The following is a 22,334-nucleotide window of genomic DNA, read 5'->3' on the forward strand; positions in this document are numbered from 1 at the left end:
AAATCTCCCGCAATTGTGTTTCAGCTAGTCTCTCCCGGAGGGGAATAAATGAAAACGAATATCTTAGCCTTATCGTTGACACTGGCAGCGAGCTTGCTCGTAGCCTGCGGCGGCGGCGGCGATGCCCGCAGCCCCGACCGTCCAAGCCCCAAATTAGACACTAGTTCACTGCGAATAGATTTCCCGCTTGGAAATCAACTGGCAGGCACCGGCAGTAACAAGATTCCCGTCAGGATGCTCGCGCTACAAACCGATGGCGTAGAAATAAATTTAGGACCAGAATTAAATGTGACCGCAGACACCCAGTGGTCTCTTAGCGGCGCCCCCGCGAGCCTCGCGCTTGCTAGCTTGGCAGACGAAGTAAGAGACGCCGGTCAGCTTCGCAATGTATTAGATATACTGAGCACCGTGCGGCTTGCCAGCACAGACACAGTAAAGAACCTTAACATTATTGGTCGTTACACCTTCCAAGGTGAGGAATTCCGCCGCGAAGCGCCTTTCACAATTGTTCCCCCTGTTACCAGCGGCAATAAATACATCAGCGGTCAAACGGTCATTGCGTTTAACCCGTCCAATTCAACGGCCAGCACCACTGAAAATTACCAGCTTTTGCAAAATTTACAGAATTTACCCGGTGTTACCGAAAACTCTACTGTAAATGCAACATTTTGCACCGATAACAATAGTATTTTTACGTTTGGTCCAACCCAAACTCCAGATAGCGGTGCAGTAGCACCAGCGACCATAAGCAACCCGTTTACTAGCAGCAACCAAACTCAAGTAGCTGTCACCATTCGAGCCATTGAAAAGGGTGTTACCTGCGGCGATACCGACAATGAAGTTGTAATTGCGACTAAGATTGTCAACATTATTCCGGCCACGGTCAGCAGTCTTGCAGTTTGTGCAGTAGCTAACCCAGCTACCGACGTTTGCGGCACTTCAAACAACCAGTTATTTTTTAATGAGCAATACCTGAGTGACTGCAAGGGTCTAGATAACACCACGGTTAAATTACCTGCAGCACAACGTCTACAATTAGTTGCTCAGCTTACCTATACTAATCCACAGAATCCTAATCAAACCCCATTCACTACCTACCAGTGCTCTGGTCCAGGTGTATTGGCTTGGTCAGCTTCGCCAACAGCTATTTTCTCCGAAGGTCCAAATGAGACAGATGGCGATGCATCCTTAATAAGCCAACAAGAATATGAAGCGCTCCCAGTGGCTAGTCGCACTAGCGTCGCCACCGGCACTTACACTAACGATATTGGCACAGTGCAAGAAACCACCATCAGTGACTCACTAAATCTGCAGCTGGTTGATGCTGAAGTGTCAGCAGTGACTATTGTGCGAAATGATGGCGTCACGCCGCCAAACGGCACTGACACGATCTTCTTGGACGTGTTCAATAACGGCATCGATTACACGGCTATGTGTACCTTTATCGACTTTGATTCAACAGAAACCATTGCCTGTCCAGCCGCTTTTGTAAACTGGGAAGTCGACGAGCCCACTATACTTAACGTCAACCCTGCCCAAACAAGCAATAACACGACGGTTAGCCCCGTTAAAGACACCGCGGGCAGTGGAAACGTCATTTTGAAAGCTACGTATACTGGCGGCCTGAGCAATATCAGTGCAACACGCACAATAAACGCCAATAACGATGACGTGGTGGAATTACACCTATACCAAGCGTCAAATGCCAACTCACCCGATGATATCAGCATTGATGAGTTCTCCTGTGTCGGTCGCACTGATTTAGTGGGTACACTGGCAGATGGTGAAACCTATATTCGTGGCAACCAGCAATTCCGTGCTTTCGTATTACTCGAATCTGGCGTTAACACAATGACCCCCGAATTCTTGGCCAATCCCACGGCTGCAGAGTCGCCGCTAATCGAAGTCACCGACCGTGAAAAATTGATATTCACATCAGTACCTGGCTACTGGTCAGGCAATGCGAGCGCGGCGCCAAGCTGTGTATCCAGCCTGCCGATTCCAGGTATAGATGCCCTGCCCGGTGCAGATCAACTTCCTGGCTTGGATCAGATTCCTGGTTTTGACCAAATTCCCGGCTTAGATCAACTTCCCGGCTTGCCAGCAACATCAAGCACTCCTGCCGCTAGTTTCAGTGGCGAGACTAAAGGGTCACTCGAATCTCGCGGCCTGCTGCGCCTAAGCACGGTATGTGTCCAAGCGTTTATCGACAGTGATAGTGACGGCTTCACCGAGGGTGACGTGGTTGCCGAAGAAGGCTCTACCGTTTTAGTACTGCCTGTTGTAAACGACGATCTCTTAACCTTTTCGAATGATCTTTGCGAAACACTCGAGCCAGTACTTACCTTGGGCGGCAATTTCCCCGGCCTAGAAGGTCCAGGCTTGGTACTTCCACTGGTGTATACCATTAGCACCATTGCAGACCCTATCCTCAGTGCACTGGCCACCAATGATGACGGCGGCGCACTTCCAGTCGAAGGCATTATTCAAGCGCTGATTACAGGTAATTTCTCTGCAATTGATCCGAACTTCCCAGACAGCCCAGTGGGCGGCCTAGGCCAAGTAACCGGCGGCCTAATTGAAGGTATTGCTGCAGTACCTGGTCTTCGTCCGGTACTTGATGCACTAGATGCCTGCGTAGTCAGCCCCCTTACCTCTGGCTTGGGAACCGTGTTAGATGCACTCCTCGGCTTCAATCCTGGTGCTATTGCCGATCTAGCCAATATTAGCTTTGACGATTGTCAAAGTGTATTCGGGGAGTTCCCAATACCTGCCCCGTAGTAAAATCTAATCAACGCGGCCACTAGGCCGCGTTTTAAAATGTGCTTCAATTATGGAGAATATGTTAATGAGTCAAATGCGTAATATAACGCTTGCTCTGGCTGTAGGGTGCAGCACTTTTTCTGCTTTTGCAGCAGATGACGAAGAGACAGTCATTGATAGCCGCTGGCGCATACACGGCATGATTGGCTCTACAATCGCAGATAAAAGTGACTTCGATTCAGGCAACCAAGGCAAGATCGGTATTGGTAAACCCATCAGCGCCTATGTGATGGTCGATACTCACCTTAACTACGGTGAGTTTAAAAACTCAAAAAATGATACTTACAGTCGCAGCGCAGGTGGTTTAGACTTTTTATACTTCCCACGCGGCGCGTTTATGCTCGATGCTGCCCCTGTTCAGCCCTTTATGGGTATAGGCCTGACCTACCATGAAGTGGAGTATGAAGCGCCCGGCATTACGGCGACTCAATCTGACTATGGCAGCGATGCAATCCTCGGCTTTACTTATGAACTAGATAAAGTTGCCATCCGCGGCGAAGCTCGCTACCAACTTGACTCTATCAAACGCCAAGCACCCTTATTTCCCGATAACGATACCTTTTATACCTACGCATTTTTAATAGGTATTTCAGTACCGTTTGGCGATAAACCAATGCCATACAACTATGACTCTGATGGCGACGGCGTGCCAGACCGTTTGGATAAGTGCCCCAATACGCCTCGTGGAACCCCGGTAGATTCTACTGGTTGCCCATTGGATAGTGACGGTGACGGCATACCGAACTTCCGCGACCAATGTCCTAACACTCCTCCAGGTGCGAAAGTTAACGTCAATGGCTGCTCTATCGATGATGACCGCGACGGTGTACCTAACGACATTGATCAATGTCCAAACACTCCTTACGGCGTTCCTGTTAACGCTCAGGGCTGCGCATTGGATAGTGATGGCGACGGCGTTCCAGACAAAATAGACCAATGCCCTGGCACGCTTCCAGGCTTGAAGGTAAATTCACGCGGCTGTGTTATTTCACAAACCGTTGAGCTTACCGGTGTCCATTTTGAGTTCAATAAGTCGCGTTTGATGCTCGATTCACAAACCATTTTGAACAAGGTAGCTGAGTCTTTAAGCAACGAACCTGACGTCAGCATTATTATTATGGGCCACACCGATTCTGTCGGCAGTGACATCTATAATCAGAGGCTGTCGCAGCAACGTGCGCAATCGGTTGTTAACTACCTGTCAGGCAAAGGCATTACGCCCTCACGTCAGCAGGCGAAAGGTTACGGCGAAAGCAAACCCGTTGCTGACAACAATACCGACGAAGGCCGTGAACGCAACCGTCGTGTTGAACTGCAGGTTATCAGCCCTAATAAATAAGGCTGCTACACTCTGAATAAGGGCGGTTTTTACCGCCCTTTTTTATTGCCTAAAATTTCACTCGGTTTTCAGTGCCGTCTCAGTTGATCAATTAAAACCTGCAAACAAGTCTAACTGTTCTTCATGAATCTCTTTAGATACTGCGTTTTCAGCTCCGTCCTCGTCCGTGGACGCAAAGCGCACACCAACCCCAATAAGGCGCAAAGGCGAGGCCATTCGCGCCCACGCTTCTTCAAGTAACAGCTCAAAAAGCTCTGCCCTTAAATCACCCTCATGACGGCGATCAATTGTGGTTTGGCGAAACTCAGCCGACTTCAACTTTACAAAAATGCCACTGAATCGCTTATCACCAAGCCGAAGTAACCTTTTCTCAAGCTCATCAAATAAAGCGGATATCTTATTTTTTGCAGCATCGACACCGTCAATATCTTGTGCGAAGGTGGTTTCAACACTGAGCGATTTACGCTCTCGGTGCGCTTTAACCGGACGCTGATCAATCCCGCGCGCGTAGTCATATAACTGATGGCCAAACTTACCGAACAAAGTCAGTAACTCTTCCAGAGATCGGCACCGTAAATCAGCGCAGGAAAAAATCGCGTGCTCCGCCATGCGGGCGGCCATCACCTTACCCACACCGTGTATTTTGCTCACCGGTAGACTCAGCACAAACTCATCAACTTGAGCGGGTGTAATGACGGTCAAGCCATCGGGTTTATCCCAATCACTCGCCACCTTGGCTAAAAACTTATTGGGCGCAACACCCGCTGAAATAGTAATACCCACCTCATCGCGCACCTGCTGACGTATTGCTTGCGCAATACGTGTTGCACTGCCTTGGAAAAGATCACAATTGCTAACATCAAGGTAAGCCTCATCGAGTGACAAGGGCTCAATATGTTCGGTGTAGCGGCTAAAAATCGCCCTTATTTGCAGCGCAACTTCACGATACTTCTCCATACTGGGAGCGAGAACGATCAGATTAGGACAGCGCCGCAATGCACTGGCAGTCGGCATTGCAGAATGAATACCGAAGGCTCGCGCTTCATAATTACACGTTGCAACAACGCCTCGGCGCTCCGCAGCCCCCCCTACCGCAACCGGATGATCTTTTAAGCTTGGGTCGTCTCTCAACTCCACCGAGGCATAAAAGCAATCACAGTCACAGTGAATAATCTTGCGCAAGAACCACCACCCATCAGGCCTACATACACAACTGTATGAATAGCCAGCAAAATAGCAAATACCATCGCGTAAGTCACCCTTGATTGTGCGCTATACTGGCAACATTCTTGGCAAAGTGGATAGTGAAAGATGGCAATTGGCAGTTGGACACCCGAAAACGAAAAGAGCGAACTCTCGATAGATCTGCAGTGGTTGCAACGCTGCGTTGTTATTAGTACGGAAGATCGACTCGAAGAATTACCCGCGCCGTTTACGGATGACGAACAGCAACGCTACAGCGTGTTTATGCGGGTATCCCAATCCCACTGGCAAACGGCGACCGCTGACCTCAGCAATGACGATATTATTGCCTTAATCCGTTTTTTCACTCGTGCAGAAAAACTCATCAACGGCTGGGATGCCGGCAAAGAATCACCGGCAATCTGGCTCAACAAAGTTTTACGTAGCCGTGGCGAAAAGCTAGATCGCGACATGCTGATATGGATCCGCAACAATACCGACAATCGTTTCATTCCCAACGGCGGCTTTTAAGTCGCTAAAAACCGGCGCCAATAAATCAGTTATTCCTCTGGCTTATTTTTAGCGAAGCCCGCTAATTGATCGGCGCTGGCTTCCGCCTGAAACTCGGCCTTCCATTGCGAATAAGGCATACCATAAACACGCTCGCGGGCTGCGTCGTAATCCACACCGACGCCCTCATCACCCGCTGCCGCGACATACCACTTAGACAAACAGTTGCGACAAAATCCCGCGAGATTCATTAGGTCAATATTCTGAACATCTTTACGATCATCTAAGTGCGCTAGTAAACGACGAAATACTGCCGCCTCTATAGCATCAGTTTGTGCTTTATCCATAATTTTGCCCCAATAATTTAAAGTTTCGCTGTGCATTATCGCAAAGTTTGCTATGTTATCACTGTTGCAAGTACTGAAGTTCGTCGATTGATGACCATAAAACGCTTACCGAGGCTCGCTGATATGACAAATAAAAAAATGGATCCGGTTGCATTGATCCGTAAAGAAATTGAATCACTAGAATCCAAAGTTGAACAGCTACGTGATCGCTTGATGGCAGACGCCCATAAAGCGATTGACAAAGCGAAAGCGCAGGCAGAAAAAGCCCGCGAAAAATTAAAAGCAGAACAAGCTAAACTGGGTGAACTGCAGAAAAAAGCCAAAGCAAAAATGGATAGCCGTATTCAAAAGCAGGTGGATAGAGCCCACTCGGCTGTCGATGGTGCAAAAGAGCTTGAGCTAGACGCCAAGGCCGTTATGATTATGGCAAAGAATCAGCTGGCAGAACTCAAGAGCGACTACCAACGCGCCAAAGCACTTGCTAAAGCCGCACAAGACGCCGCCAAGAATTTCGATAGTAAAACCAAGGCGGCACCTAAAAAAGCCGCTGCAAAAAAAGTAGCCCCTAAAAAAGCACCTGCCAAAAAAGCACCCGCTAAGAAAGCAGCCGCCAAAAAGGCTCCTGCCAAGAAAGCACCTGCTAAAAAAGCGGCTCCCAAAAGTAGTTAATACAGCCAGATCCATTGAAGCGCAGTGAGCTGTAAAGTCAGGACATACACTTTACAGCTCACTCTTCTACTACTTGTACCCCAGCCAGAGTCACTACGCTATTCAGTATCAATTGAATAAGCTGGGTTTGCCTAGCCACCCCGGTCTTTGAAAAAATTGCACTGAGATGAGACTTGGCGGTATTACGCGACACACCCAGGCTAATTGCCGCCTCCTCTAGGCTCAAGCCATTAACAAGCCTAATAGCAAGACGCGCTTCCGCTGGGGTAAGTCCAAACAAGGCCGTTAACACTTCACTGGGCGCTTGTCTCGGCGCCATCGGGTCGCTAATGAACACCGCCACCGCTGGACTATGTTCGCCGCTGCGATCGCTGAGTGGCAAGGGTCTCAACAACAAACTCAAACCTTGCAACTGCGCCCTATCGGCAAGTCGAAATGCTCGCACACAGCACGCCAGCTGCTGATGGTGGGCGCTAACCACTTCCGCCAGCAGGGTGCCAAATGCCCGTTGCTCTCGACTATCTTCTAACTGCAAAGAGCCGTTACGCAATACTAAGCCCCTAGACGTATCTATGAGTCGCCTCGCCACCGGATTACTACTCAAGACTGCAGCCTGCGCATCTAAAGTAATAACACCAACCGCCAATTGCCCAAACGTATCGGCGTATAGACTCCTCTCCAGTTCAGACTCCCGCAAGCGCGAGTGGATTTCAATGGCCTGTCGTAAATGCGGAAGAAGCAGCCTACACAAGTCTTTCTCGCCGTCACCGAAATCGTCTACGCTTTCTGGCCTTGTGACTCTGAGGCGAGCCAACAGCCCCTCACTCCCCCATAGATCAGCGCCCAAGATATGCATCACATCACTGGGTTGCAGATAGCTGCGGAAATACTCAGATTGCTGAAAATCGGCCACCGACAGAAATTCCGAAATAGTGACAACATCACCATCCGGTAAGTTTACGAAAGGGTCTAAAGCAAAGTAGGTATCGTTATAAGCATGGTAAATATCAGCAGAAAAAACCGCCGAATTTAACACCACACCTTTCTCATGAATGTTCGGCGGACGCAGCAATAAGGTAGCAAAATTGCCACCGAGTAGCGTTCGTAATTCACCCAAAAATTGCTGCCAAGGGGGCGATTCTAGGGCGCCGCGATATATTGATTGGATCACCGCATCCATCTGCGGCGATATACTTAAATCAGCCATGAATAATTTGGGTCACCTTGTAAAAGTGACCCGATTCTAACCGCTGTCTAAACGGAATTCACCATTGAATACCGGAATCTGCTGTTAGTGAGGCAAATACTCACCACCATTAACATCGAGTGCTGCACCGGTAACCGCGCAGGCATAATCTGAGCCTAAAAAGATCGCCGCTTTGGCGCAATCGCCATCATCTGGAATATGGCCTATAGGAATATTTTTAGATACCGCAGCCACTTGCTGGGCTACTGTTGGGCCTCCTGCATCCGCGTTCATCTGCAGATAGCCTTCAACCGCAGGGCCCCACATCCATCCCATATACGCAGAATTCACCCGAATATTATAGCCACCAAGCTCCAGGGCCAAGTGGGAAGTTGCGCTAGCCAAGGCAGCCTTAGATGCGCCGTAACCACCCTGGGTGTGAAGCGGCTTGCGAGTGATCATGGTATTGATCATGACTATCGCGCCACCGCCCTGTTTTTTCATTTGCGGGATAGTTTCAAGCGTCAAACCCATAGTGCCAAATAAATTAACGTCCATTGCCGCGCGCCAACTGTCTAAATTAGCCGACTCTATTGGCCCAAACTCGCCGGGGTTATAAGCGCTATTGAAAAGCACATCGATACGACCAAAACGAGCGATGGTTTGCGCCACCAAGTTTGCACATTGAAGACGGTCACTGATGTCCGTGGCAACCTTCAATACCTCAGTGCCCAAGCCTAGGGCGCTGATCGCCGCTTCGGCATCATCGAGCTTACTCGCTGTGCGAGCACACATAGCAACAGAGGCGCCCTGCTTAGCCGCTTCTACCGCCAATTCCTGACCAAGCCCCGGTCCGATGCCAGAGACGATGACTACCTTGCCTTGTAAAAGCATAAACTGATCCTGTTATTAATAATTATAGGGATAACATTGATCAGCTTAGCGGAGCCGAAACAATCCGACACCACCCATATGGACGGGGCAACTATTCCGCCGCGACACCCGCGAAGTCCCGCGTTGTTGGCAGTCCTCTCCAGATCTAAACTGGCGATATCATATGTAATATTGTGAGGGATACAGTGCTGACGAAATACTAAGGCAGCCGTACCGAGGCAGGCCGCAGAATTTACGCTGCCACCGCAGCACATTCATTTAAGAGAATTTAACGGATAAAAGAAGGAAAATATGTGCAGCTAATATTAGCTGCTCACGCTAAGTGCTCTGCGCATATTTTCGGCGATCGTGGTCGCAATTCGTTTAGCGCGCTCAGTCTTTGGGCCAGCAAAACCGCTATCGGCTGATTGAATAAAATACCCTAGCCATTGATCAAAATCGCTGTCTGACAAACGCTGCTTGGCATCTAATTGGCGATGGATATTCATGGTGTGACGCTGGTAGTTATTTTCACCCAGCAACAGTTTTTCCCAGTAGGCCTGTATACGTGGAAAATGTTCGACAATATCGATACCGGCAACCTCGGTAAAGATCGGTGCCAAGCGCTCGTCCCTTAAAAGACAGGCATAGAATGCTTCGACGAACATAGCAATGTGTTCAGGGGAGTCGAGGTCTGGCTTATTATTTATTGAAATACGAGGTGGCATTATAAAAGCTAAACTATGTCATTGAAGGGTATACGAGCAACATTCTCACTGCGAATATTGCTCGTGAACAAAACCTATTTTTTCTTTCTAGCCGTCTTTGCCTTAGAAAAACGCATCACCCGTTGCTTGCGCTCTACCTGACGCTTGCTGAGGTCTTTCTTTTTTCCCTCGAATGGGTTTTCCGAAGTTTTGTATTCAATCTTAATCGGCGTGCCCATCATTTTTAATTCGCGACGAAAGACTTTTTCCAAATAGCGGGTATAGCTGGCGGGAACCCTTTCCGTCTGATTACCATGAATTACGATGATAGGCGGATTCTGCCCACCGGGGTGAGCATAGCGAAGCTTAATGCGGCGACCATTAATCATTGGAGGATTGTGGTCGTGCACTGCACCTTCCAAAATAGTTGTTAGCATTCGGGTCTGCAACTGCCGAGTAGCCGACTCATAGGCTTTTTCCACCGACTCATAAAGATGACCGACGCCAGTGCCATGCAGGGCCGAAATAAAGTGAATTTCGGCAAAGTCGATAAACTGTAAACGCCTGTCCAGCTCTTTCTTAATATGGTCTTTTTGCTCTGTCGTGAGGCCGTCCCACTTATTGATAGCCACCACAACTGCGCGACCGGAATCCACTACCTGTCCCAATAAATGCAAATCTTGATCAACAATACTCTCGCGACCGTCCATCACTAGAATCACAACGTGGGCGTCGTCGATCGCTTTTAAGGTTTTTACAATCGAGAATTTTTCAACGGCTTCTGAAATATGCTTACGCTTACGAATACCCGCCGTATCGATCAGGGTATAGCCTTCTCCGTCGCGTTCGTAATTGATATACACACTGTCACGGGTGGTCCCCGGCTCGTCAAATACAACAACACGATCTTCACCGAGCATGCGGTTTACAAGCGTCGATTTACCCACATTTGGGCGCCCTACTACCGCGATTTTTTTCCCGGTTGCGAGCGAAGCCTGCTTGTCTTCAGCCTCTTGCGGGAACTGCGCTAGGACATCGTCCATCAGTATCCGCACGCCTTTACCTTGGGTGGCGGTTAGAGGGTATATTTTTGCAGCGCCAGTCTTATAAAATTCAGCCTTCGCTACTTCGGCGTCGGTCCCATCCACTTTATTCGCAACGAAGAACACCGGCTTAGAGCAGCTGCGAAGATGTTTTATTAAACCTTCGTCTGCAGGCATTAAACCCGCTCGCGCATCCAACATCAGCAATACTGCATCCGCCTCATCAATAGCCTGCATCGATTGCTGCGCCATGGGGCCATCAATACCCACTTCGTCGCCGTTAACACCGCCAGTATCTATGACGATATAGCGACGATTGCTGTGAGTCGCCTCGCCATACTTACGATCGCGGGTTAAACCTGGAAAATTAGCCACCAAGGCATCGCGACTTTTAGTTAGCCGATTGAACAGAGTTGATTTACCGACATTAGGACGGCCTACCAAGGCAATAACAGGAACCATAATTCTATTTAACTCTGATCAGCACTCGGGCCGAATGACAAAATGTTTTACTTAGCGATCTTGCAGTTTGTAGGCCAGCAATTCGCCGCTATTTCCGTACACATATAATAAATTGCCATCGCTTAGCATCGGCGCACGCAAGCCATCGCGATCAGCTCTTGTACGAGCGATCAAACGACCGTCTTCCCGCGCTAACATATGCAAATAACCTTCATAATCACCAACGCCAATGGCACCATCAAATGCCACCGGTTCAGTTAATTCACGACGCGCCAATACCGTTTGCGTCCAAAGTGCACCCTGACCATTGTCATCAATCGCATTGACACTGCCATCAGAAGTCACCACAAACACTTTACCCAAGTTTTCAGCAGCGCCGACGTAACTAGACATGTCCTTAACCCACAACGGCCGACCGCTGCGAATATCAATGGCCATAACTTGGCCCTGATAACCCGTGGCGACGACTGTCTTCCTGTCGTCCATGACCAGTAAGCGACCGTCGACATCGACTAAACGCTCGATTTCGGTACTACCCTGGGGAGCAGAAATACGTTGCTCCCAAAGCTGAGAACCGCTGTCCATATCAAAGGCGAGTACTCTACCGTTGGCAAAACCCACCATAGCAATGTCGCCGACCACATTTGGGGTGCTGGTGCCACGCAAGGTCAGACGAGGAACTTGAGAAGAATAGCTCCACAACAATTTACCATCTTCAAAATTAAGTCCTTGTACGTCGCCGCTATAGGTTTGCACGACGACTACAGAGCCATTGCTCTGCGGCGCGGAAAGCACTTCACTGCTCATAGGAGCACGCCATACGATATCACCGGAGATCCGGTCAATCGCGACAACTTCACCGTCTGAGGTGCCAACAAATAGCAGGGTGCCAGATACACCTACGCCACCCGATATCCGCAAATCGTAAGACTTCTTCCAAATTTTCTTACCGCTGGCTTTTTTCAATGCCGCGACCTTGCCGTTCGATGACGCAATGAATATCTCATCACCATCAATGGCCGGAGTAATACGGTGATAAGCCTCTGCTTGGCCATCGCCCAATGAATAAGACCAAACTTCCTTAAGCTTCTTCTCTGCCTTAAAGTCGGTCAATTTAGCCGGCTCCCGACTAGTCGGGTCTGAAGCGCAAGCCACCATCATCGCGCTTGCTAGCAATATACTAACCGCAGAAATAAACCGCATTACTTCGCCCCTTCTACAGCGACTTGGGCCGCAGATAAGTCATTAATTTTCAGTTCTAGCATCGCGTTATTTACGGGTGCTTCTTGCTGACGAGCCAAGGATCTAGCGCGCTGATACGCCGCTAACGCCGCCGCATTATCTTTCTGAGCAAATGCCACATCGCCTTCTAGTTCAGCGGCCTCAGCTGCGTAACCAGTGCTTGCAAGTTTGCTAAGATAGGCCAGAGCTTTGTCATATTCTTTCTGTGCATAAAAAACTTGTGCTAAGCGTATTTCAGCCTGTGCTTTTATTTGCGCGCTTGGGCGCTGGGCCAAAACCCACTCAAGCTCAGTGATCGCTGTTTCATAATCGCTGCTTTTTACTGCGTATTTAGCTTTAAATAGCGCGGCAAACTGGCCATAGCTCAAGCCCGAAAACTGATCTGTCAGGGTGTTCGCCAAATGTTGCGCAGTAGCTAAACTACTGCCGTCTCGCTGCACTGCAGCGTCTGCAATCAGCAAATCATCAAACATTGCCGATGCTTCTCCGGCCTGTGTTTGCTGATGTCCCTGCCAACCCTTCCAACCAAATACAATGGCCAGCGCAAGGGCAATACCAAAAACGGTAGACTTACCATTTTCCCGCCACCATCTTTTAATGGCTTCGACTTGTTCTTCTTCTGTACGATACGTTTCCACTAAACTTCCTCTTCGACTTGTCTAGTCGCCTTTAAAAATAATTCTTAGAAATAGTATTTACCAGTTCGGCCAGCGCGACCAACTGTTGCTCACCCTGTCCAGCTCGCAGCGGTTTGACTGCGGCTTGACCACCTTGTAACTCATCTTCGCCGAGCACCACAGCAACTGAGGCACCCGATTTATCCGCTTTTTTAAACTGACTTTTAAAGCTGCCACCGCCGCAATTTATTAACACCTTTACTGATGGCATGGCATCACGTAACTGCTCGGCAATTTTTAGTGCCTCTATATCCGCTTTTTCACCAACCGACACAATAAAAATATCAGCCTGCGCCTGCTCGTCTGGCATCACTTCCAGCGTTTCTAGCATCAGTACTAACCGTTCAATACCCATTGCGAACCCGACCGCGGGTGTTGTCTTACCGCCTAATTGCTCAACTAAGCCATCGTAGCGGCCGCCAGCACACACGGTGCCCTGCGCTCCCAGCTTATCGGTAGTCCATTCAAACACGGTTAAGCCGTAATAATCTAAGCCACGCACCAACTGCGGATTTAATGTATAGCTAACGCCCGCGGCATCTAAGCGTGCACACAAACCCTCAAAGTGGCTGCGTGAAACGTCGTCAAGATAGTCACTTAGTACCGGTGCGGCTACCAACAGTTCCCGAGTTTTAGGATCTTTACTATCCAGTACGCGCAAGGGATTAGACTCTAATCGACGCTTGCTGTCGTCGTCTAACTCGTCTTTAAAACCGGTCAAATAATCAACCAAGGCTTGGCGATAATCTGCCCGAGACTCGGCGTTACCAATACTATTTAATTCCAGAGTAAGAGCGTCACTTATACCCAGTTCGCGCCACAATCGTGCCGTTAACAAAATTAATTCGGCGTCAATATCTGGCCCAGCCATACCAAACGTTTCAACACCAATTTGATGGAACTGGCGCAGGCGGCCTTTTTGCGGACGCTCGTGGCGAAACATAGGCCCGGTATACCAAAGCCGCTGGATCTGGTTATACAGCAGGCCGTTTTGATCGCAGGCTCGCACACAGCTCGCCGTCCCCTCGGGACGCAATGTTAAGCTGTCGCCGTTACGATCCTCAAAGGTATACATTTCCTTTTCGACAATATCGGTTACTTCACCAATAGAGCGTTTAAAAAGCTCGGTATGCTCGACTATCGGAAAGCGAATTTCTCTATAGCCATAGCGACTAAGTACACCGCGCACGCAGGCTTCCAAATACTGCCACTGCGGCGTTTCCGAAGGCAGAATATCGTTCATGCCGCGAATTGATTGAATACGTGCCAAAAATAATTCCTATTGACCAAACACAGTATATGAGCTGCTTCTTATAAACCGGCTATGCTCAGCTACGTGCAATAAGGTCTTTATCCTGTTCTTGTTTAAGAGCGATCTTTTCACGAATCAATTTTTCTAGATGATCGATCAATACATCGTTCTTCACTTTGTGATTTGGCTTGCCATCCACATATACTAAATTGTTTGGAGTTCCGCCGGTTAGCCCGATCTCAGCCTCTTTCGCCTCACCCGGACCGTTAACAATGCAACCGATAACCGCAACGTCCAATGGCGTAGTGACGTCGTCTAAACGCAGCTCCAGCTCGTTCATGGTACTGATAACGTCGAAGTTCTGCCGAGAGCAACTTGGGCAAGCAATAAAATTAATTCCTTTGCTGCGCAGCTTGAGACTCTTCAATATCTCGTAGCCAACTTTTACTTCTTCGACTGGATCGGCCGCCAGGGAAACGCGAATAGTGTCGCCGATCCCGTCCATTAATAGCATGCCCAAACCCACCGCCGACTTAACGGTACCACCGCGCAAGCCACCGGCCTCGGTGATACCTAGGTGCAAGGGTTGGTCTATTTGGGTCGCTAGTTGGCGGTAAGCTGCCACTGCCATAAAAACGTCAGAGGCTTTAACGCTGACCTTAAAATTCTGGAAATCTAATTTATCGAGAATATCAATATGACGCATAGCGGACTCAACCAAAGCCTCGGGGGTTGGCTCGCCGTACTTACGCTGTAATTCTTTTTCCAAGGAACCAGCATTTACACCGATTCGAATTGGGATATTGTGGAATTTTGCTGCATCAATAACTGCGCGAACGCGATCTTCTCTACCGATATTACCCGGGTTAATACGTAGACAATCAACGCCATATTCCAATACTTTCAAGGCGATTTTGTGGTCAAAATGAATATCCGCTACCAGTGGCACTGACACTTGCTCGCGAATCTTTCGAAACGCCTCCGCAGCTTCCATGCTAGGCACAGATACCCGAACAATATCAGCGCACGCAGCCTCTAAACGCCGAATCTGAGCAACCGTAGCTGCCACATCACAGGTTTCGGTATTGGTCATGCTTTGCACTGATATCGGTGCATCGCCACCCACAGCAACCTTGCCGATATGAATTTGCCGCGAAACCCGACGTTTTATCGGAGATGCCATTTTCATAATTCACCTACCTGCACACGCACGACGTTGCTATTTGCTAATTCCTTAAGCTCTACCAGAGCACCGTTGTAATACATGGCCACCACCGGCCAGTATGCAGCGCTAACGGTCACCGGGCCTGGCACCTTAAAATGAAGGGTTTCACCTTTTTGCTGGACGCCGCTTACCCTGACATTATTGTGGGCGTCACGTACTTCCAACCAGACATCTTCGCTGATCATAAACTTTAGTTCGGCGGGTTTACCGTCAAGCTCCGACGGCTCGTCTGTAGGAGTCTTCACAAGATCGCCAGACAGTAATGTTTCTCCCAGCGAAGGGGCCATCTTCAACATTGGTAAGGACGGCAATTGTTGCTCTAACACCACAACCGAGGGCGCTTTAGATTTGCTACCGTCAAATACCCAGCAGGCCAGCGCCCAAACAAGAAACGCGGCGAACAAGGCCAATATCAAACCCGCATGACCGGGCGCTTGCACCTTACCCTGAACCTGAATGTGACGCTGCTGACTAGTTTGCTCTTCGCGACGGCAGATTCGATCGCAATCATTCAATAAAGGCGCTTCATCCAGCCCCATATATCGCGCATAACTTTTAATATAACCCCGCGCGAACAGCGGTGAGTTAAACCGTGAATAATCGTTCTGCTCTATAGCCTCAACATAGCTATTTAACAAATTCAGCGCTTCAGCCGTTTCCAACACAGACTTACCCGCGCTGATACGCGCGTCATGCAATACTGATCCCGGCGGTCCGGGATAAAGCTGCTTGGTTAACGACATATTAATTCCTAGGGGCTCCCCTGCTGAGAGTTTTGCATATACGCTTTATAAAGTAGGTACTCTTCCGATTTTGGGTACAAATTTTTCAGCGCTAAGGCAAAGCTGGCATGCGCATTTTTGTCATCAAACTTATCAGCTAAACGAATACCCAACCATAAAGCAGCGGCATTTTGCGCTGGCTTTTTACTCAGGTAGGCATCGTAAAATCGCTGTGAATCGACAAAGCGATCCATACGAAAATACACTTCGGCTAAGGACATGAGCACCGCCGCGTCATCGCCCTGCATTAAGAATGCACGTTTAAATGCGTCTTCTGCTTTTGTTAATTGGTTTAATTGGATATAGCAGCGGCCAAGGTTTACAAATGCCTCGACTCGACGCTCGTATAATAATTCTTGGACAACAACTTCAAGCTGACTTGCTGCCTCTGCATACCGCCCCCTCGCATAAAGGAAAGCGGCGTAATTATTTCGTACCCGAGACGCCTTGGGCGCCAAGCTGATTGAACGCAAATAATACTGCTCAGCCAATTCAAGCTCACCCGTGTTCTGAAAAACCAAGGCCAAAGCTTCTAATGTTTCAGGATTGTTTTTATCCGCTGCTTCAACATATTGCAGGTGACGTTTTGCCTGATCCCAATTACCCTGAGCGATGTAGCTGCGGGCTAATTGCAGAGAGGTTTCAAAGGCCTTTTTATCATCTGTTTTCGACGCAAAACCGCCGCTTTGCGTTGTGACGCATGCAGACAAGACCAGCGCTGATAAAAGCATTACCAGAATAGGAGGTAATACTTTGATGCCTTTTATTCTTAACGACGACATGCAGTATGCTCCCGAAAATTCATACCAAGCGAATAGCTTGTTCTAACTCCGCCCGCTGGCGATGACGCTCACTGCGCTTAGTCCGATCTTGTACTTGTCCTGCCAGCTGACCACACGCTGCATCAATATCATCGCCGCGTGGTGTTCTCACGGTAGTGACATAGCCGGCTTCGGTTAACACCAACCAAAACCGATTTATCGCATTTTTACTTGGACGCACGTAATTTGACAGCGAAAACGGATTAAATGGAATCAAATTGATTTTACAGGGTAAATCACGAAGCACTTCGGCTAATTCCTTCGCATGTTCAGGGCCATCGTTTACACCCGCTATCAAGGTATATTCGATAGTCACTACCCGATGAGTATCTTCCTGTTTATCCAAATACCGCTGACAGGCCGCAAGTAATTCTGCGATGGGGTACTTTTTATTGATTGGCACTAGCTCGCTTCGCAAGGCATCATTGGGTGCGTGTAAAGAGATTGCCAATGACACGGTAGAAACATCACCCAGCTTGTCCAGCATGGGGACAACACCCGATGTGCTCAAGGTCACACGACGCTTTGACAGACCATAGCCAAAGTCGTCTAGCATCAAGCTCATGGCTTCTACAACGCTGTCAAAATTGAGTAGCGGCTCGCCCATACCCATCATCACGACATTGGTGACTATGCGTTTACTACCGGCCTTAAAACCGTCATAGGATTTAATGGCCAACCAAACCTGACCAATGATTTCAGACGCCGTTAAATCGCGCATAAAACCTTGTTTACCGGTGGCACAAAAACTGCAATCTAAGCTGCAACCCACCTGCGAAGACACACACAGGGTACCGCGCTGGCCATCGGGAATAAGTACCGTCTCAACTAAATTATTACCACCAACCTCTACCGCCCACTTGCGGGTTCCGTCGATGGAATCGAGTTGCTTGACCACGTTGGGAGGACGAATTTCGGCAAGTTCCTGAAGCTTGGCGCGCAAGGGCTTGCCGAGATTTGTCATCTCGTCAAAATTGTCGATCCCCGAGTGGTGTATCCACTTGAGGATCTGCTGGGCACGAAAAGGCTTTTCACCGATAGAAGTGAGATACGCTTCCATATTTTTACGCGACATACCGAGCAAATTCACTTTCATCTGCTGTACTACCGCTGTTGGTGTTTCCATTTTCATGCCCCGCAATGAGTAGAAATGTGCTTAAACGCGCTCACACAACTCACTGGTAGAGAAAAAGAACGCAATTTCCCGCGCCGCTGACTCTTCTGAATCCGAACCATGTACCGCGTTAGCGTCGATAGATTCAGCAAAGTCCGCACGAATAGTGCCTGGAGTGGCATCTTTCGGGTTAGTTGCGCCCATCAGCTCGCGATTCTGCAAAACCGCACCTTCGCCTTCCAAGACTTGAACCGTCACAGGACCTGAGGTCATGAAATCGATAAGAGCAGGGAAAAACGGACGGCCTTTATGCTCAGCATAAAAACCTTCAGCCTGTTCACGGCTCAAACGCAGCATTTTAGCCGCTACGATACGTAGACCTGCTTTTTCAAAACGGCTGTAAATTTCGCCAATCACATTTTTGCTAACAGCATCTGGCTTAGCAATGGAAAGAGTGCGTTGAACGCCCATCGGTCTTTCTCCAAAAAAATAAAACAAGAACAATCTGGGCAATAATTTTGCCCACTACGAAAAAACGTCGAATTATACGCGTATTAGCAGCAAATAGGTACGAGAGACACTGTAAGACAGTAGGTTCTGGCCGGTGTTTCACAAAAGCGTCCAGAAAGCGTAAAGCAGGTGCCTACAAATACCCATATTTAGCGCGACCGCTAGGTATCCTTGGCGGCTAGACACTGAAAAATATCTATATCAATCCTGCTCTTCTATCCACGCAGCCTGAATAGCCTCGAGAATCTTTTCACCGCAACGCTTTGGGTCATCATCAAAATCGTCTAAATTCATCACTTTGTCTCGCAAATCCACAAAGTTGATATGAACTGGGTCGGTTTCGGGGAATTTTTCGGCAAGTTCAATACCAATATCCAGTACGTCGGTCCATTTTAAACTCATTTTCGGCCCACCTTAATTTTACGGGTTAATGGCGCTCAGAGACCATATTAATAGTATAGCGTGGCACTTCGACGACTAAATCTGCGTCGCCTACCACTGCCTGGCAGCTCAAACGGGACTCGGGCTCTAAACCCCAGGCCTTATCAAGCATATCTTCTTCAAGCTCATCGGCCTCGCCCAAGGATGGAAAGCCTTCGCGAACGATAATATGGCAGGTGGTACAAGCGCAGGATTTTTCACAGGCATGTTCAATATCAATGCCATTAGCAAGCATGACATCGCATACTGTCTCTCCTGACGCCGCGTCCAACACTTCACCGTCTGGACACAGCGCTTCATGAGGTAATACTACAATACGTGGCATTCAGGCTTCCTTAAATTTCATCGACTCGCCGACCGGCGAGTGCGTGGTTAATACTGGCGTCCATACGACGCTCGGCAAAGACTTCGCTGCCCTTGCCGACAATTTCTATATGCTTGGCAATGCTAGCAACCGAGCCATTTTCGCGCTCCTGGTGTAAAACTTCCATCTTAGCCAACAAGTCCTTCTGTTCGCTCTCGCTAAGCATAGCCTCACCATCTTTAAGCAGCGCCGCAGACAGCGCCTGCAGCAGCGCCTCGGCCTCTACCTGCTGTTCGCGCAAGGCTCTCGCCTCCTTGTCGTCAATCGCTGAGGCCCATGATTGCTGAAGCATTTCGGCTATATCGGTATCACTCAGACCATAGGCTGGCTTCACTTCAATACGACTTTCTGACCCCGTACTCTCCTCACGCGCGCTAACCCGCAAGAGACCGTCAGCATCAACCTGAAACGTCACTTTAATCCGCGCCGCGCCAGCCACCATGGGAGGAATTCCCTGCAACTCAAAGCGCGCCAAAGACCGGCAGTCTTCAACCAATTCACGCTCACCTTGCACCGCATGTATGACCATGCCCGTTTGGCCATCTTTAAAAGTAGTAAATTCCTGCGCCATTGCCACTGGGATAGTGGTATTACGATGGATAATTTTCTCTGTTAGGCCACCCATAGTTTCAATCCCCAGCGACAGGGGTATGACGTCCAATAGCAGCATTTCATCGCCGCTGCGATTGCCCACCAATTGATCAGCCTGCAAGGCCGCGCCCAGGGCAACCACTTTATCGGGGTCTAAATCCACCAAAGGCTCACGCCCAAACCACTCAGTCACACGCTCACGAACACGAGGGACCCGAGTCGAGCCGCCCACCATAACTACGTTATGGATCTCATTACTACGCAATTTGGCGTCGCGCAAAGCACGCTTACAGGCTCGAATTGCCTTGTCAATCAGAGGATCAATTAGCTCGTTAAACTGCTGCCGACTCAGCGTTGAACTGATATCGCCCAAGTTCAGCTGCACCTCAGTAGCATCAGAGAGCGCTTCTTTGGCCTGACGAGCTGCCGTTAGCAGGCTGCGCTGCTGGAACATATCCAAGCTTGTCATATTATTTTCGGCCACAAACCACTGCGCCAGCGCATGATCAAAATCATCACCACCAAGTGCAGAGTCCCCTCCCGTAGAAAGTACTTCGAACACCCCTTTGGTTAGCTGCAGCACAGAAACGTCAAACGTGCCGCCACCCAAATCGAATACCGCTATCGCAACCTCATCTTGTTGATCTAGGCCGTAAGCAACCGCCGCCGCAGTAGGCTCATTTAATAGTCGCAATACGTTTAAGCCGGCAATCTTGGCGGCATCTTTAGTCGCCTGACGCTGAGCATCATCAAAATAAGCCGGTACCGTAATCACCACCCCAGTTAACTCACCGCCCAGAGTCTCTTCGGCACGGCGGCCCAAGGACTTCAATATTTCTGACGACACCTGCACCGGAGATAAATCGCCCGCACGGGTGCGAATCTTGACCATATCTTGGCCCAAATCAAGCAGTTCGTAGGGCGACATAATCACCCCGTCGGCGCTGGTCACATCAGCATAGGAGCGCCCCATTAAGCGCTTAATCGACAACAAGGTATTGCGAGGATCGGCACTCGCACCCGCAAGGGCTTTCTCACCGATATCGATCCGGGCGTCTTCACCGTAATGCACTGCCGATGGCAATAAATGGCTGCCATCGATATCCGCCAGTGTTTGCGCACTGCCATTGCGAACAGTGGCAACCAAGGAATTCGTGGTACCGAGGTCAATCCCTACCGCCAATTTGCGCTGGTGCGGCTCGGGGGTTTGTCCTGGCTCTGAAATTTGCATCAACATAGAGGTTGTTTGGGCTCCTGGCGATCAGCTCGCCTATTTCAATAATCCAGCAATTCACTCTCTTTTAATTCGGCTTCGCTGCGCAGTTTTTCTAAAAACTGCAGCTTGGCATAACTTGCCAACGCCAGGTCGAATTGCTGCTGCGTGTAATTAGTCGAAAATATCGATTTTTGCTGGTTTGCAGCAGCTTCAAGGTCGCTGTAAAACTTATCCAGTGCGGACTCCGGGTCTTTAGCATCCTGCAGTTCAGAAAGCTCCTCGCGAAGCTGCATCTGCTGCATCAGAAACTCAGGATCTTGAAACGTAGTGGACGACATATCGCTATCGACACCTGCCAACTTAAGCAAATACGCGGCGCGGCGCGTCGGTGAAACCAAGGTTTCATAAGCTTCATTGATTTGTGACGAGGATTGAACTGCGCGCAGGTGCTCTCGCTCACTCGCCCCGGCAAAGCGGTCTGGGTGAGCTTCGCGCTGAAGCTCTCGATAACGACGGGTTAAATCAGTCTGATTGACTTCGTAGCTCTGCGGCACAGCCAGCAGAGCGAAGTAATTTTCCCGCGGATTAAATTCTGACATAGTGTTATGGCCGGCCGGCAAGGCCGCTAGACGGTGAAACTCTCACCGCAGCCACATTCAGCCGACACATTGGGGTTATTAAATTTCAGACCTTCGTTTAGCCCTTCTTTCACGAAGTCTAATTCGGTGCCATCAAGATACACCATGCTCTTTGGGTCGATATAGACTGAGGCTCCATCACGTTCAAAAACCTGATCTTCAGCCTGCGATTCGTCGACAAACTCCAGCACATAGGCCATACCGGAGCAGCCTGATGTGCGCACTCCAATACGAATACCTAAGCCGCGGCCACGACCAAGCATCTGTCGCTTTATATGACTTGCCGCTGCACTACTTACTGAAATTGGCATCTATCCTCT

The 22,334-nt window shown here is 49.2% G+C and carries 23 protein-coding genes; 4 read left to right on the top strand and 19 right to left on the bottom strand.

Translation table 11 applies throughout. The features are described from left to right. The first annotated feature begins 48 nt into the window (after nt 1–48). Both AB4875_RS12905 and AB4875_RS12910 read left to right on the top strand, forming a co-directional pair. Nucleotides 49–2,781: a hypothetical protein gene (locus AB4875_RS12905; protein WP_368376462.1), complete on the top strand. Its 2,733-nt coding sequence runs from the start codon at nt 49–51 to the stop codon at nt 2,779–2,781. A gap of 67 nt (nt 2,782–2,848) precedes the next feature. Next, the gene (locus AB4875_RS12910) at nt 2,849–4,162 is read left to right on the top strand and encodes an OmpA family protein (protein WP_368376463.1); all 1,314 of its coding nucleotides are present in this window, start codon (nt 2,849–2,851) and stop codon (nt 4,160–4,162) included. 87 nt (nt 4,163–4,249) lie between these two features. On the opposite strand, the gene dinB is transcribed toward AB4875_RS12910, so the two are convergent. After that, nucleotides 4,250–5,344, bottom strand: a complete 1,095-nt coding sequence (gene dinB, locus AB4875_RS12915) for a DNA polymerase IV (RefSeq protein ID WP_368376464.1) — start codon at nt 5,342–5,344, stop codon at nt 4,250–4,252. 129 nt (nt 5,345–5,473) lie between these two features. Between dinB and AB4875_RS12920 the strand changes: the two genes are divergently transcribed. Next, a complete protein-coding gene (locus tag AB4875_RS12920) occupies nt 5,474–5,875 on the top strand; it encodes a hypothetical protein (RefSeq protein WP_368376465.1) in 402 nt (133 codons plus the stop codon). A gap of 29 nt (nt 5,876–5,904) precedes the next feature. On the opposite strand, the gene AB4875_RS12925 is transcribed toward AB4875_RS12920, so the two are convergent. Next, nucleotides 5,905–6,201 (bottom strand): DUF1244 domain-containing protein, encoded by a 297-nt coding sequence (locus tag AB4875_RS12925; RefSeq protein WP_368376466.1) that lies wholly within the window; start codon nt 6,199–6,201, stop codon nt 5,905–5,907. Between the two features lie 123 nt (nt 6,202–6,324). Here AB4875_RS12925 and AB4875_RS12930 point away from each other — a divergent pair, with 123 nt between their 5' ends. Next, the gene (locus tag AB4875_RS12930; RefSeq protein WP_368376467.1) at nt 6,325–6,870 is read left to right on the top strand and encodes a hypothetical protein; all 546 of its coding nucleotides are present in this window, start codon (nt 6,325–6,327) and stop codon (nt 6,868–6,870) included. A gap of 58 nt (nt 6,871–6,928) precedes the next feature. Here AB4875_RS12930 and AB4875_RS12935 read toward each other — a convergent pair whose 3' ends face one another. The 17 genes from AB4875_RS12935 to iscA all read right to left on the bottom strand — a co-directional run bounded on the left by AB4875_RS12935 (nt 6,929) and on the right by iscA (nt 22,325). Continuing rightward, a complete protein-coding gene (locus AB4875_RS12935) occupies nt 6,929–8,077 on the bottom strand; it encodes a LuxR C-terminal-related transcriptional regulator (RefSeq protein ID WP_368376468.1) in 1,149 nt (382 codons plus the stop codon). 84 nt (nt 8,078–8,161) lie between these two features. Then, the gene (locus tag AB4875_RS12940) at nt 8,162–8,950 is read right to left on the bottom strand and encodes an SDR family oxidoreductase (protein WP_368376469.1); all 789 of its coding nucleotides are present in this window, start codon (nt 8,948–8,950) and stop codon (nt 8,162–8,164) included. Nucleotides 8,951–9,255: 305 nt separating this feature from the next. After that, a complete protein-coding gene (locus tag AB4875_RS12945) occupies nt 9,256–9,657 on the bottom strand; it encodes a group III truncated hemoglobin (RefSeq protein WP_368376470.1) in 402 nt (133 codons plus the stop codon). Nucleotides 9,658–9,731: 74 nt separating this feature from the next. Continuing rightward, the gene (der, locus tag AB4875_RS12950; protein ID WP_368376471.1) at nt 9,732–11,141 is read right to left on the bottom strand and encodes a ribosome biogenesis GTPase Der; all 1,410 of its coding nucleotides are present in this window, start codon (nt 11,139–11,141) and stop codon (nt 9,732–9,734) included. Between the two features lie 51 nt (nt 11,142–11,192). Continuing rightward, entirely contained in the window at nt 11,193–12,344 is a 1,152-nt protein-coding gene (bamB, locus tag AB4875_RS12955; RefSeq protein WP_368376472.1) for an outer membrane protein assembly factor BamB, read from the bottom strand. Beyond that, nucleotides 12,344–13,021 carry a YfgM family protein gene (locus tag AB4875_RS12960; RefSeq protein WP_368376473.1) on the bottom strand — a complete coding sequence of 226 codons (678 nt, stop codon included), beginning with the start codon at nt 13,019–13,021 and terminating at the stop codon, nt 12,344–12,346. The genes bamB and AB4875_RS12960 overlap by 1 nt, the downstream gene beginning before the upstream one ends. A 31-nt stretch (nt 13,022–13,052) precedes the next feature. Then, nucleotides 13,053–14,330 carry a histidine--tRNA ligase gene (hisS, locus tag AB4875_RS12965; protein WP_368376474.1) on the bottom strand — a complete coding sequence of 426 codons (1,278 nt, stop codon included), beginning with the start codon at nt 14,328–14,330 and terminating at the stop codon, nt 13,053–13,055. 58 nt (nt 14,331–14,388) lie between these two features. After that, nucleotides 14,389–15,501 carry a flavodoxin-dependent (E)-4-hydroxy-3-methylbut-2-enyl-diphosphate synthase gene (gene ispG, locus AB4875_RS12970; RefSeq protein WP_368376475.1) on the bottom strand — a complete coding sequence of 371 codons (1,113 nt, stop codon included), beginning with the start codon at nt 15,499–15,501 and terminating at the stop codon, nt 14,389–14,391. Further along, entirely contained in the window at nt 15,498–16,280 is a 783-nt protein-coding gene (locus tag AB4875_RS12975; RefSeq protein WP_368376476.1) for a helix-turn-helix domain-containing protein, read from the bottom strand. Before AB4875_RS12975 ends, ispG begins: the two co-directional genes overlap by 4 nt. Nucleotides 16,281–16,288: 8 nt before the next feature. Next, a complete protein-coding gene (pilW, locus tag AB4875_RS12980) occupies nt 16,289–17,101 on the bottom strand; it encodes a type IV pilus biogenesis/stability protein PilW (protein WP_368376477.1) in 813 nt (270 codons plus the stop codon). Between the two features lie 19 nt (nt 17,102–17,120). Continuing rightward, nucleotides 17,121–18,266 carry a dual-specificity RNA methyltransferase RlmN gene (gene rlmN / locus AB4875_RS12985; RefSeq protein WP_368376478.1) on the bottom strand — a complete coding sequence of 382 codons (1,146 nt, stop codon included), beginning with the start codon at nt 18,264–18,266 and terminating at the stop codon, nt 17,121–17,123. Nucleotides 18,267–18,296: 30 nt separating this feature from the next. Beyond that, nucleotides 18,297–18,725, bottom strand: a complete 429-nt coding sequence (gene ndk, locus AB4875_RS12990) for a nucleoside-diphosphate kinase (RefSeq protein ID WP_368376479.1) — start codon at nt 18,723–18,725, stop codon at nt 18,297–18,299. A gap of 240 nt (nt 18,726–18,965) precedes the next feature. Next, complete coding sequence (gene iscX, locus AB4875_RS12995) at nt 18,966–19,166, bottom strand: Fe-S cluster assembly protein IscX (RefSeq protein ID WP_368376480.1); 201 nt, start codon at nt 19,164–19,166, stop codon at nt 18,966–18,968. Between the two features lie 25 nt (nt 19,167–19,191). Beyond that, complete coding sequence (gene fdx, locus AB4875_RS13000) at nt 19,192–19,530, bottom strand: ISC system 2Fe-2S type ferredoxin (protein ID WP_368376482.1); 339 nt, start codon at nt 19,528–19,530, stop codon at nt 19,192–19,194. Between the two features lie 10 nt (nt 19,531–19,540). Further along, nucleotides 19,541–21,397 carry a Fe-S protein assembly chaperone HscA gene (gene hscA, locus AB4875_RS13005; RefSeq protein WP_368376483.1) on the bottom strand — a complete coding sequence of 619 codons (1,857 nt, stop codon included), beginning with the start codon at nt 21,395–21,397 and terminating at the stop codon, nt 19,541–19,543. A 38-nt stretch (nt 21,398–21,435) separates the two neighbouring features. Continuing rightward, on the bottom strand, nt 21,436–21,975 hold the full coding sequence (hscB, locus tag AB4875_RS13010) for a Fe-S protein assembly co-chaperone HscB (RefSeq protein ID WP_368376484.1): 540 nt from the start codon (nt 21,973–21,975) through the stop codon (nt 21,436–21,438). Between the two features lie 26 nt (nt 21,976–22,001). After that, entirely contained in the window at nt 22,002–22,325 is a 324-nt protein-coding gene (iscA, locus tag AB4875_RS13015) for an iron-sulfur cluster assembly protein IscA (RefSeq protein WP_368376485.1), read from the bottom strand. Between the last annotated feature and the right edge of the window lie 9 nt (nt 22,326–22,334).

Source organism: Zhongshania sp. R06B22 (assembly GCF_040892595.1).
GTDB classification, from domain to species: Bacteria; Pseudomonadota; Gammaproteobacteria; order Pseudomonadales; family Spongiibacteraceae; genus Spongiibacter; species Spongiibacter arctica.